General features: G+C 31.8%; 12 protein-coding genes and 1 pseudogene. All 13 read left to right on the top strand.

The window, feature by feature from the left end; translation table 11 throughout:
* The first annotated feature begins 5 nt into the window (after nt 1-5).
* The 13 genes and pseudogenes from RCG18_RS01175 to RCG18_RS01115 all read left to right on the top strand — a co-directional run bounded on the left by RCG18_RS01175 (nt 6) and on the right by RCG18_RS01115 (nt 13198).
* Nucleotides 6-776: a YlmH/Sll1252 family protein gene (locus RCG18_RS01175; RefSeq protein ID WP_308039616.1), complete on the top strand. Its 771-nt coding sequence runs from the start codon at nt 6-8 to the stop codon at nt 774-776.
* A 15-nt stretch (nt 777-791) separates the two neighbouring features.
* On the top strand, nt 792-1421 hold the full coding sequence (locus tag RCG18_RS01170) for a DivIVA domain-containing protein (RefSeq protein WP_308039615.1): 630 nt from the start codon (nt 792-794) through the stop codon (nt 1419-1421).
* Nucleotides 1422-1492: 71 nt separating this feature from the next.
* Nucleotides 1493-2590 carry a 3-dehydroquinate synthase gene (gene aroB, locus RCG18_RS01165; protein ID WP_374119110.1) on the top strand — a complete coding sequence of 366 codons (1098 nt, stop codon included), beginning with the start codon at nt 1493-1495 and terminating at the stop codon, nt 2588-2590.
* Between the two features lie 5 nt (nt 2591-2595).
* Nucleotides 2596-3288, top strand: a complete 693-nt coding sequence (locus RCG18_RS01160) for a 5'-methylthioadenosine/adenosylhomocysteine nucleosidase (protein ID WP_308039613.1) — start codon at nt 2596-2598, stop codon at nt 3286-3288.
* 24 nt (nt 3289-3312) lie between these two features.
* Entirely contained in the window at nt 3313-4113 is an 801-nt protein-coding gene (aroF, locus tag RCG18_RS01155) for a 3-deoxy-7-phosphoheptulonate synthase (protein ID WP_308039612.1), read from the top strand.
* 403 nt (nt 4114-4516) lie between these two features.
* Nucleotides 4517-5818: a 3-phosphoshikimate 1-carboxyvinyltransferase gene (gene aroA / locus RCG18_RS01150; protein WP_308039611.1), complete on the top strand. Its 1302-nt coding sequence runs from the start codon at nt 4517-4519 to the stop codon at nt 5816-5818.
* 248 nt (nt 5819-6066) lie between these two features.
* The gene (locus RCG18_RS01145; RefSeq protein WP_178906593.1) at nt 6067-6681 is read left to right on the top strand and encodes a TraR/DksA C4-type zinc finger protein; all 615 of its coding nucleotides are present in this window, start codon (nt 6067-6069) and stop codon (nt 6679-6681) included.
* Between the two features lie 403 nt (nt 6682-7084).
* On the top strand, nt 7085-7540 hold the full coding sequence (gene lspA, locus RCG18_RS01140) for a signal peptidase II (RefSeq protein WP_308039610.1): 456 nt from the start codon (nt 7085-7087) through the stop codon (nt 7538-7540).
* Entirely contained in the window at nt 7530-8447 is a 918-nt protein-coding gene (locus RCG18_RS01135) for an RluA family pseudouridine synthase (protein ID WP_308039609.1), read from the top strand. The genes lspA and RCG18_RS01135 overlap by 11 nt, the downstream gene beginning before the upstream one ends.
* 275 nt (nt 8448-8722) lie before the next feature.
* Entirely contained in the window at nt 8723-9256 is a 534-nt protein-coding gene (pyrR, locus tag RCG18_RS01130; protein ID WP_308039608.1) for a bifunctional pyr operon transcriptional regulator/uracil phosphoribosyltransferase PyrR, read from the top strand.
* Between the two features lie 125 nt (nt 9257-9381).
* Nucleotides 9382-10716: a uracil permease gene (gene uraA / locus RCG18_RS01125; protein WP_308039607.1), complete on the top strand. Its 1335-nt coding sequence runs from the start codon at nt 9382-9384 to the stop codon at nt 10714-10716.
* Between the two features lie 136 nt (nt 10717-10852).
* Nucleotides 10853-11698, top strand: a complete 846-nt coding sequence (locus RCG18_RS01120) for an N-acetylmuramoyl-L-alanine amidase (RefSeq protein ID WP_308039606.1) — start codon at nt 10853-10855, stop codon at nt 11696-11698.
* Nucleotides 11699-12057: 359 nt separating this feature from the next.
* Nucleotides 12058-13198: pseudogene (locus RCG18_RS01115) on the top strand (class I SAM-dependent RNA methyltransferase).
* Nucleotides 13199-13324: the final 126 nt, after the last annotated feature.

The following is a 13324-nucleotide window of genomic DNA, read 5'->3' as shown; positions in this document are numbered from 1 at the left end:
CTTTTATGGATAAGAAAACTTTTTTAAATAAAATGTCTTTTATAGACAATAGTATAGCTTCTAAAATTTATGATAAAATTATTTTAACACAAAGAACTACTAGAACGACATATACGTCAGAGTTCTATACACCTGATATATACAAAACTTTAGAACATATAAGCAGTGAGCTTGATGTTAAAGTTAATTGTTATGGAGTTTTTGAAGATGCACAAAGAAAGATAATAGCTTTTTCAGAGGAAGATGTGTGGTATTATCCAATAGATTTACTTAAAATATCTACTAATGCTAAGTTTACTAAGCTTGAGCATAAGGATTATCTTGGAGCAATAATGGCTCTTGGGATTAAGAGAGAGAAGCTAGGGGACTTAATATTAAAAAATGATGAGTGCTATTTAGCAGTTCATAATGAGATAACAGATTATATAAAAATGAATTTAACAAGTGTAGGTAAGTCTACTTGTACTATTAATATTTTAGATGTAAACAGTAGCGAAATTCCTGTGTATGACTTTCAGAATATTATTGTGAATGTTTCCTCTCTCAGAATTGACTGTGTAGTTAGTGCATTATGCAATATATCAAGAGGTAAAGCCGAAGAGTTAATAAGACAGGGTAAGGTACTTATAGATTATTCTGAAGCTTTAAGAAAAGATAAGATTTTAAAAGAGGATTGTATAATAACTATAAGGGGATACGGAAAATTTAAGATTTTAGAAGAAGCTGGATGGACAGGAAGCGGAAGAGTTAAAATTCAAGTAAAAAAATTTATTTGATTTGAGGTGTTCACAATGAAAATAACAGCTATGGAGATAACTAATAAAGAATTTAAGAGAACTATAAGAGGATATAGTCCAGATGAAGTAGATGAATTTTTAGATAAGATAGCGGAAGACTACGAGAATCTTTATAAAGAAAATTCAACTTTAAAAGAAAAGCTCTCAAATATAGAAGACAAGATAGAGCACTATAATAAGATGGAAAGTACAATACAAAATACTCTTCTTTTAGCACAAAATGCTGCTGAACAAGCTAGAGAAAATGCTAAAAAGGAAAGTGAGCTTATTGTAAAAAACGCTAATGATACTGCTCAGAGAATAATAGATAAAGCTCATCATGACGTGCTTCAAATTACTGATGACTTTGAGAGAATGAAACAGGAGTTCTGTAAGTTTAGAACAAAGTTTAGAAGTTTTATGGAATCACAGTTAGAAATGTTTGATGATATGGAAAAAGATCTTGTAAAGAACTATAATATAGGTTACGAAGCAAACGAAAATCTAAATTTAGATTTAAATGTAAAAGAAATAGAACTGACACATAGTGAAGAAAAACAAGAAGAGAAAGCTATGCCAAAGGATGAAGTATTTACAAACAGTAACGAATTAGAAGAAATTAAAAATTTCTTTGTAAAAGATTAAAAAATCCCACTCATATTGAGTGAGATTTTTTTATTTTTAATAAAGTCGATCCATTTATGGTATAATATAGACTGAGGAGTGTGTCTATGGAAACATTAAATACGTCATATTCAAAGGAAGGATATGAAATATATATAGATGAAAATATTGATGGATTTTATACCTTACTTAACAAACATAAAATTGAAATAAAAAACAAAATATTTTTAATTACTGACGATGTTATTTATAATATATATAAGAATTTAATAGATGAACTGCAGTCTAAGACAGAATGTAAAGTTTATTATTTTGCCCATGGTGAAAATAATAAAAATATAAATACAGTGCAGTCCATATATGACTTTCTTATAGAAAATAATGCTAATAGAAGCAGTACTCTCATAGCTTTAGGCGGCGGAGTAGTGGGAGATTTAGTAGGATTTGTGGCTTCTACATATATGAGAGGAATTAAATTTGTAAATATACCCACAACACTTTTATCCCAGGTTGACAGCTGCATAGGTGGAAAAGTAGGCTATGACTACAATGGAATAAAAAATGTTATAGGTAATTTTTATAATCCAGTTTTTGTATACATATGTACTAGATTTTTAAAGACTCTTGAAGAAAGGCAGTTTAAGGATGGATTAGGTGAAGTAGTTAAGTATGGTATGATAAAAGACATACAACTATTTGATTTTATAAATGAAAATTATAAATACATATTAGAAAAGAAAAATGACAAACTATTTTATATAGTAAAGAAATGTTTAAATATTAAGGCAGAAATAGTTGAAAAGGACTTTAATGATTCGAACCTAAGAAACATATTAAATTTTGGACATACGGTAGGACATGGGATAGAAGTATCTTCAAACTTTACAATTTCACATGGAGAAGCTGTAGCTTTAGGTATGCTTGTAGCAGTTAAGTTATCAGAAAAAAAATTGTCACTTAATAATGAGATATATGTAAAACTTGAAGCTTTACTAGAAAAATTAGAGTTGCCCATAAGATATAAAGTTGACAATTATTCTACCTTTTTGTATGCTATTAATCATGATAAAAAAAATACTGATAAAATAAGATTTGTACTATTAGAAGATATATCAAAGTGCAAAATAAAAGTTGAAGTTGCTGCTGAAGAAATTTATTCAGCAGTAGAAGAAAGTATTAGTAGGGGGTAATAATAATGAAAATAGGAATTATTGGAGCTATGGATGAAGAACTAGAAATTTTATTAAGAGAAATGCAGTTAGATAGAGTGGAAGTTAAGGCAAATATGAATTTTAAATCTGGAAAGTTACATAATAAAGATGTAGTTGTTGTAAGAAGCGGCATTGGTAAGGTAAATGCAGCTATATGTACTCAAATATTAATAGATGATTTTAATGTTGATAGAGTAATTAATGTAGGAATAGCAGGTGGAATTGGAAAAGATGTATATCCAGGCGATGTTGTAGTAGCAGATAGTCTGGTGCAACATGATGTAGATACTTCAGCATTTGGAGATAAAATAGGTCAAGTACCAAGATTAGACACTTACGATTTCAAGTGCAATAAAGAACTTGTGGACAAAGCTATTTCAGCATGTAAGAATATTGGAAGTATAAAGAGTTTTGTAGGCAGAATAGTAACAGGAGATCAGTTTATCAGCAGTACAGACAAAATAATATGGCTAAATGAAGAATTTGCAGCTATTGCCTGTGAGATGGAAGGTGGAAGTATAGCACAAGTATGTTATTTGAATAATATACCTTTTGTTGTAATAAGATCTATATCTGACAATGGAAATAATGGTGCTCATATGGATTATGAAAAATTTGCGCCTATAGCTATACAAAATTCTACTGAAATTTTAAAAAATATGCTTATGAATATATAGGCATTTTATGTAGGTGATTACTAAATGAAAAATTTATTAATAGACCAAAATAGTGGAGACTCTATTAAAGTAAAAGTTAAAAATGTAGTTTTTGGAGAAAAAGAAAAAATAATAATATCAGGACCCTGTTCTGTTGAAAGCTACGATATAATGATTAGAATAGGAAAAGAGCTAAAAGATATGGGAGTTCATATGCTTAGAGGTGGAGCCTTTAAGCCTAGGACTTCTCCTTATGACTTCCAAGGATTGAAGGAAGAAGGATTAGAAATAATAAAAGCAGTAGGAGAAGAAGTAAAGCTTCCAATAGTTACAGAAGTTATGGATGCAAGAGATATTGATAATGCTCTTAATTATACAGATATGATTCAGATAGGCTCTAGAAATATGTACAATTATACTCTTCTTAAGGAAGTTGGAAGAACTAAAGCACCAATTCTTCTTAAAAGAGGACTAAGTGCCACAATAAGTGAATGGTTGTACGCAGCTGAATATATAATGTCTGAAGGAAATAATAATGTAGTATTATGTGAAAGAGGTATAAGAACCTTTGAAAACTATACAAGAAATACTTTGGATTTAAATAGTGTAGCAGTTGTAAAGCAAAAGTACAGAATTCCAGTTATTGTAGATCCAAGTCATGGAACAGGATTAAGAGAACTTGTTCCTGCTATGAGCTTAGCTTCAATTGCAGCAGGAGCAGATGGACTTATTATAGAAAGTCACATAAGTCCAGATAACTCTGTATCTGATGCAAGGCAGACAATATCAATGGAAAGCCTTAAAAACATTGTATCCGGTGTAAAGAAGTTAGAAGAAGTACTTTAATATATAGGGGTTCAAGTCCGAAAATTGACTTACACCCCGGACTATGTTCCCAAGCTTCAGTCCGTTAAAAACTTTTAGTCAGTCTAAAGCTTGTGTTTTAAGCAGAGAACCAAAATCCATGATTTTGTGTGAATCGCTTACTCCTCTGACGTAAGGAAGAGGAGCTTCATATAACTTTGAGGCGCTGCGCTCAGTCGGACCAACTTATCAATTAGCATTTGATAAGTCGCTCGTGAAAAGCCATTTAGGCTTTTCACCAACTTAAAGTTCTAAGGTTCTCTTAAAACCCTTCATTAAGACTGACACAAAGTTTTTAAATCTACCTTCAGCTTTGGAAACATATCCCTTTGTGTAAGTCAATTTTCTAGTTTGTTTCCCTATAAATAGAGAGGTGAACTTGAGTTTGAGATTAATTGTAAATGAAGTAAGGGACAATGTGAAACAAAGCTTTAATCTTCCAGGGGATAAGTCTATTGCTCACCGATCATTGATAATAGGTTCACTTGCAAAGGGAAAGTATAAAATTGAAAACTTTCCAAGGGGATTAGATTGTTTGGCTACACTTGATTGTGTAAGAAAATTGGGTGTAAATGCAGAGATGAAAGAAAATACAATTTTCGTAGATTCACCAGGATATGAAAGCTTTAATAAATATCCTGGAGTTCTTGATGCCAAAAATTCAGGAACTACGGTAAGACTTATGTCAGGAGTTTTAGCTGGCTGTGGTATTAATGCTTCTTTCATTGGAGATGAATCTTTAAGTAGAAGACCAATGAAAAGAATAATTAATCCATTAGAAAAAATGGGAGCAAAAATAGAAAGTTGTGAGGGATTATTACCATTAAAGTTTGAGGAAGATAGTAAGTTAAAGGCTATAAATTATCAAATGCCTATAGCTTCAGCTCAAGTAAAATCCTGTTTACTCATTGCTGGCTTTTTAGGCGAAGGAGAAACGGTTATAAAAGAGCAATCGCCTACAAGAGATCATAGTGAAAGAATGCTTAAGTATATAAATGCTTCTATAAACAAAGAAGATAATATTATAAAGATAAAAAATTCCGAGCTAAAATGTAAAGATATTTACGTCCCAGGAGATATTTCTACTGCTGCATTTTTAATTGGAACAGCTATAATTTCTAATAATTGCGAACTTGTATTAGAAAATGTTTTATTAAACCCAGGAAGAAAAAACTATATAGATATATTAAAGGACATGGGAGCGAGCATTGAGGTATATATAAAAGAAAAAGTAAATGAAGAAGAGATAGGAACAATAAAGGTTAAAAGCAGTAATATTCATGGAATTACAATAAGCAGCGAAAAAATACCTAATATCATAGATGAAATACCTATTCTTTCAGTTATTAGTGCCTTTGCTAAAGGAACTACAGTTTTTGAAGAGATAGATGAATTAAAATACAAAGAAAGCAATAGAATTGAAGCTATAATTTATAACCTTAAAGCTTTTGGAGTAAAATCTCAACACATAAATAGCAACCTGATTATATATGGCGATAATGACTATATAGATGCTGAAGTAACTGTAAATCCTAAAAAGGACCACAGGATAGCTCTAAGTTTTTTAGCTATGGCTGCAAAAAATAAAGGTAAAACTTACATTGAGAATTTTGAATGTACAGAAATATCCTTTCCCAAGGCAATAGATTATTTTAAGTGTTTTTACGATTTATGTACAGAACAGTAGTTGTATTGTTATCTAATAAATTCCATACTTGCAGAATAAATAAAAAAATTCTAGTTAAAATAAGAATAACAATAAATAATTAAGTAAAATATAAAGTGAAACATATGTAAAAGTGTAGTTAAAATACTTATATTGTTAATATTCTTATTTTAATGTTAGGCGTCTTCATAAGATAACTGGTCAGTATTCTAATATATTTTGATTTGTTATTTTCTTTCAGATGCCTTAAGAAAGGAGTTTCTGTAGCTATGGATAAGGAAAGATTGGAGTATTTTAAAAGAACTTTAAAAGAGGAAAGAAGCAAGGTATATGATTTTTTGAATCAGATGGAACAAAATGAAACAATTGACTCCAATTCAGCAATGTCAAGGGAGTTATCAGCTTATGATAACCATCCAGCAGATACTGCTACCGAACTATTTGATAAAGAGAGAGGTCTAGCTTTCAAAGAAAACGAAATAACCATAATAAAAAAGATAGATGATGCATTAGCTAGTATCGATGAAGGTACTTATGGTAAATGTAAAATGTGTGGCAAGGACATAGTGGAGGAAAGACTGGAATTTATCCCTTATGCACAGTTTTGTGTTGATTGCCAGAGGGAGGTAAATGATTCAAGGCCTCTTGAAAAACATAATAGACCTCTTGAGGAATATGTAATTGATTATCCTTTTGGATATGGCTTTAATGATTATGATGAAGATGCAGAAGCAGAATTTGATGCTGAGGACAGTCTTCAATCGGTTATGAAATTTGAAAGATTGGAAGATCGAACAGAATGGTATACAGATAGTGATAATAGCTATGTAGACCCAATGGAGAGAATAAGCAATCAACAATATAGAGAACAATTACCAGACTAAGAGCAGATAGGTAAAATCAAAACTTAAAAATTATGCGACACAAGACCCTATATAGGGGATTAGGCTGAAAGTCAGCTTATACGCCGGAATATGTTTCCAAGCTTCAGCACGTTAAAAACTTTTAGCCAGTCTAAAGCTTGTGTTTCAAGATAACCTAAGAACTTTCGAGAACTCGCTATGCTCAAACAACTCTAAAGTTCTAAGGTTCTCTTAAAACCCTTCACTAAGACTGGCACAAAGTTTTTAAATCTACTTGAGCTTTGGAAACATATCCCTCTGTATAAGCTAACTTTCTAGTTACTTTTCCTATAAAAATTTTGTGTCGTAATATTTTAAAATTACGAATTAATGATTTTTAAATTGAGAATTGATATTTGTCAATTTAACAGTTGGGGGGATAAAAGTGGAATTTATAATAATAGTTCTAGGACTGATTTTAGACAGGATTACTAAGATATGGGCCCTTAATGTTTTGACTAAAACTACTGAAATTCCTATAATAAAAGATTTCTTTAGTTTTTCATATCTCGAAAACAGGGGGGCGGCCTTTGGCATTCTGCAAAATAAGTTGATTTTTTTGACATTAATTACATTGATTATAATGGGAGCAATTGTTTTTTATTTATTTAAGTACAAACCTACCTCTAAAATTCTTAGAATAAGCTTGGCGCTTATAGTAAGTGGAGCTATGGGGAACTTAATTGATAGAGTATGGTATAAGTATGTAGTAGATTTTATTATGCTGCATTATAAGAATATATATTATTTCCCTACTTTTAATGTGGCAGATATGCTTGTGGTAATTGGAACTATGTTACTAGTAATTTACATGATGAAGGAAGATAATAATGGAAAATAAACAATTTATAATAGAGCAGGATTCAACAAATTTAAGATTAGATGTATTTTTATCCAATCAATTTGAAGATAAGTCAAGATCGTATATTCAAAATTTGATAGAAGAAGGAAATGTAAAAATAAATGGAGCATTAAAAAAGAGCAACTATAAATTAAGGATTAATGATAAAGTAGAGATTACTATTCCTGAACCTATAGGACTTGATGTAAAACCTGAAAATATACCGTTAGATATAGTATATGAAGATGCTGATGTAATTGTAGTAAATAAGCCTCAAGGAATGGTAGTTCATCCAGCTGCTGGTATATATAATGGCACTTTAGTTAATGCTCTTCTAAATCACTGCAAAGATTTATCAGGTATAAATGGAGTTGCGAGACCTGGAATAGTTCATAGAATTGATAAAGATACTTCAGGAATTCTTGTTGTAGCTAAAAATGACAATGCTCATAATAAATTGGCGGAACAATTTAAAGATCATTCAATGACAAGATCTTATATGGCGTTAGTGGAAGGTATCTTAAAAAATGATGAAGGTACTATAGATGCACCACTTGGAAGACATCCTGTAGAGAGAGTAAAAATTGCGGTGGTTAAGGATGGAAGAAGAGCAGTTACACACTATAAGGTCCTAGAAAGGTTAAAGAATACTACGTTAGTTGAATGTAGCTTAGAAACAGGCAGAACCCATCAAATAAGAGTACATATGGCTCATATAGGACATCCATTAGTTGGAGATCCCGTTTATGGATATAAAAAGCAGAGATTTAATCTAGATGGTCAAATGCTTCATGCTAAAAAGCTAGGATTTGTACATCCCAAAAGTGGAGAGTACATAGAATTTCAATCCCAATTACCCGATTACTTTGTAAGAGTATTAAATATTCTTAGGAATGAATTTAAATAATAGTTAAACAAATACTGAAAACTTAAAATTTAGCAAAGTATATTTGAAAATAATCGACAAAATAGTAGTTGAAATGTGGCTAAATATGTGTTAATATATTTTCAATAGGTTGGGAAGTACTGATTTACAGCCTTTGAACAATTAAATTATGAGTATCCTTTAAGATGATCCAGTGAGGTCATAAGGCGACGAACAATGATTATTATAGGCATTTTGCGCCCATGCTCACTAAGCATGGGCTTTTTTAAATTATAAAACCTGGGGAGGTACAGAAAATGGAGCCAAAAGCGGTAATCCTAGATGAAAAAGGAGTAAAAAGAACTTTAACTAGGGTATCTCATGAAATAATTGAAAAAAATAAAGGTGTAGAAGATGTAATTCTTGTAGGGATAAAAAGAAGGGGATATCCAATAGCACAAAGAATAGCACAAATTATTGAGCAAATTGAAGGTATAAAAATTGAAGTAGAAAGTGTAGACATTACTCTTTATAGAGACGATTTAAGCAAATTAAATGACCAGCCGATAGTAAATGAAGTAGAACTAATAGATGTAAAAGATAAAAAAGTAGTATTAGTAGATGATGTAATTTATACAGGAAGAACAGTGAGGGCCGCTATCGATGCAGTTATGCATGCAGGAAGACCTAAGATGGTTCAATTAGCAGTACTTGTTGACAGAGGTCATAGAGAACTTCCTATAAGAGCAGATTATGTAGGAAAAAATATACCTACATCCAAGAATGAAATGGTATCTGTTGAAGTTGCTGAAATCGATGGAAATGATTCAGTAAAAATATATGATATATAGGCTTGTAATTATGTATCAATGTGAAATAGTTTAAGTATAGCAAACAAATATTAGTTACTGAATTATGAAATATAACTACTACTTTTAAAGTAGTCCTGTGAGGCTAAAAAAGGGAGGAAATAAAAATGAAAAATTATGTAGACGTAGAAGAAAAACTACCGATTTTTACTACTATACCATTGAGCTTTCAACATCTTTTTGCAATGGTGGGTGCCACAATATTAGTACCTATATTAACAGGAATGAGTCCATCTATTGCAATGTTTTGTAGTGGTATAGGAACATTGCTTTATATAGTTTGTACTAAGGCAAAGTTACCAGCATATATTGGTTCATCCTTTGCATTTATAGGACCTATGATGGTGGCTTCCAAAAATTATGGTCCAGAAGCTATGCTTTCAGGAGTTATGGCAGCAGGGCTTGTATATATTACAGTAGCTGTAATAATAAGATTCTGTGGAGTAAGGTGGTTGAATAAGGCACTGCCACCAGTAGTAGTAGGGTCTATAGTTATAGTTATAGGACTTGGACTTGCAGCTGTAGCTATAAATTGGGCAGGATTAAATTCAAGCTTTACGACCCCAGCAATGCAAAATGTACCAAGATGGGCATGGATTACAGTTTCTATGATAACATTAGGCATAGGAGTACTTGGAAGTATGTACTTTAGGGGCTTCTTAGCAGTTATACCAATACTTATTGCAATGATATCAGGATATATAGCAGCATTAGTTCTTGGAGTAATTCCTCACCAAGCAATTGAAGCAATAGCAAACGCAAAACTATTTAGACTTCCACCATTTGTTACACCAAAATTTAACTTGAATGCAATGATGTTAATGGCTCCAGTGTCTTTCGTAACACTTGCTGAGCATATAGGACATGTGTATGTTACAAACAATGTAGTAGGAAGAGATTTTACAAAAGAGCCAGGTCTTCATAGATCTATACTTGGTGATGGAGTAGCCACAATGTTTGCTGGTTTAGTTGGAGGACCGCCAAATACAACTTATGGAGAAAACATAGGTGTTATGGCAATAACAAAAGTATATAGCGTATGGGTAATAGGAGGAGCAGGAGTAATTGCAATAATTCTTTCCTTTATTGGTCCAGTAGCAGCTATAATCGAAAACATGCCAATGCCGGTAATGGGTGGAGTAAGTATACTTCTATTTGGTATAATAGCTTCATCAGGATTTAGAATATTCGTAGAAGATAAAATAGATTTTAGCAAAAAGAAAAATTTAATACTATCCTCAGTTATAATAGTTATAGGAATTGGAGGAGCAGCAGTTAAGTTCAACTTTAATGGTGCAGAGGTAGAGATTGCAGGTGTTGCTCTTGCAACTATAGTAGGAATAGTTTTAAATCTAATACTTCCAGATAAGAGTGCAACAGAGGAAGATTCTGTTGTAGAAGAAACTTCAGAAACAAAAAAGAAGATAATAGAAGCGGTATAGCGCATATTAAAAGACAAGAGAAAACAATGAATACAAATTGATGTTAAAAAAATCCCTAAAACTTGGTATAATAGTTTTAGGGATTTTATAATGCCTTATAGAATGACAATTTTAATAAAAAGAGGTATCAACGTTCATGAGAAAATCTAAAAACATTGTCGTAAGTTTAATTCTAGTTCTTTTAATTGTCGTATTTGTATCAAAAGCGTTGCAGGAATCTTATTTAAAAATAACAAGTGAACAAGCTATACTCTGGAAAGTGAATAACATTTCCGTTCATAGTAAAAACGTAGAAAAATCTGAAAGAAAAGATGGCAAAGTGAAGATAGATAAAAAAAGTTCTTCAGGAGAAATAAAGAAGAAGATCATTGTTATAGATCCTGGACATGCCAATAAGTCTAATTTAGATAAAGAACCTATTAAACCTAATTCAACAGAGATGAAAATAAAGGATGGAGGAGGAGCAGAGGGGGTTTTTAGTAAAACTCCAGAGTATCTTGTAAATATGCAAGTTGCATTAAAGCTCAGAGCGATTCTTGAACAAAGAGGATATATTGTTAAAATGACAAAATTAGAGAATTCTAAAAGCTTGGGAAATGTTGAAAGAGCAGAGATTGCAAATAAAGAAAATGCCGATTTAGCAATTAGAATACACGCAGACTCTAATGATGATTCAAATGTAAAAGGAGCATCAATGCTTATTCCAGCATCAGTTAATGAAAATACAAAATTAATATATGATAAAAGCTCTAAGTATGGAAAGATAATACTAGATACATTAGTTAAAGATGTAGGTATGCAGAATAGGGGGGTAAGTGAGCGGAATGATTTGACAGGATTTAACTGGTCAAAGATTCCCGTAGTGTTAGTGGAAATGGGTTTTCTTTCAAATACTGAGGAAGACAAATTACTTAGCAGCCCTAAATATCAAAACAAAATAGCTAAAGCTTTAGCGGATGGAATAGATTTAGCACTAAAATAAGAGTGACTCAGCATGGAGCTCAAAGGCCGAAAATTGACTTACACCCCGGGCTATGTTTCCAAGCTTCAGTCCGTTAAAAACTTTTAGTCAGTCTAAAGCTTGTGTTTTAGACGACCTAAGAACTTAGATAAACTCGCTGTGCTCAGACACTATCTAAGGTTCTAAGGTTGTCTTAAAACCCTTCACTAAGACTGACACAAAGTTTTTAAATCTACCTTCAGCTTTGAAAACATAACCCTTTGTGTAAGTCAATTTTCTAGTTAGTTTTTCTATAAACTGAATCATTTTGATATTGTCTTAAGAATGTGGTAATGATAGTATATAATAGGCTTATGATTAGAGAAAAGGGAGAGAAGTAAATGAACTATACATTAATTGCAACATCAACTTTTGGGTTGGAATCAGTAGTGGCAAGCGAATTAAAAGAATTAGGATATGATGATTTAAAAGTAGAAAACGGTAAGGTAACTTTTGAAGGTGATGAAAGAGACATAGTAACATGCAATATGTGGCTTAGAACTTCAGATAGAATTTTAATAAAAATGGCAGAATTTAAAGCAGAAACTTTTGAAGACTTATTCCAAGGTACCCTCGCTGTTGATTGGGGAAGCATAATGCCAGTAAACGCATTTATGCATGTTTCAGGTAAGTCTGTTAAATCTACTTTATTTAGTGTGCCTGATTGCCAGTCTATTGTAAAAAAGGCAGTAATTGAGGCTATGAAAAGAAAGTACAAAACAGAATGGTTTAGTGAAGATGGCCCAGAATACAAAATAGAAATAGGGATATTAAAAGATATAGCAACTGTAACTTTAGATACTTCAGGTTCAGGACTTCATAAAAGAGGATATAGAGAAAATGCAGGAGGAGCGCCTATAAAGGAAACTTTAGGAGCAGCACTAGTACTTTTAAGTAAATGGGAGCCATCAAGAATATTGGCAGATCCAATGTGTGGTTCAGGAACTATAGCTATTGAGGCTGCACTTATAGGAAAAAATATTGCTCCAGGATTAAATAGAACTTTTATATCAGAACAATGGGATATAATACCTAAAAGCATATGGGATGAAAGCAGGAAATATGCAACAAATGCAATAAATAATAAAGAATTCAAAATACTAGCCTCTGATATGGATGGCAGAGTGATTAGAACTGCTATGGAAAATGCAAAAAAAGCAGGGGTAGAGAATTACATAAACTTTCAAAAAATGCCTATGCAAAACTTTAGCTCTAAAAAAAGATATGGATTTATAATCACTAATCCTCCATATGGAGAAAGATTTGGGAGAAATTAAAGAGGTTGAAAAATTATATAAAGATATGGGAGAAGTATTTCAAAACCTTAGAGATTGGTCCTACTTTGTGATAACAGCACATTCAGAATTTCAAAGACATTTTGGAAAAGATGCTGATAAAAATAGAAAGCTTTATAACGGTAGACTTAAATGCTACTATTATCAATATTTTGGACCAAAGCCTGAAAAGAAGTATTATGAATAGAATATAGGGCTACAAGGCCGAAAATTGACTTACACCCCGGGCTATGTTTCCAAGCTTCAGTACGTTAAAAACTTTTAGTCAGTCTAAAGCTTAAGCAGATATCCCAAATCTTTGATTTGGTGATAG

Origin of the sequence: Clostridium sp. OS1-26, from assembly GCF_030915445.1 — a bacterium.
Classification (GTDB): domain Bacteria; phylum Bacillota; class Clostridia; order Clostridiales; family Clostridiaceae; genus Clostridium_AM.
Note: the sequence above shows the minus strand (reverse complement) of the source record. Positions and strands in the feature narration are given on the sequence as shown.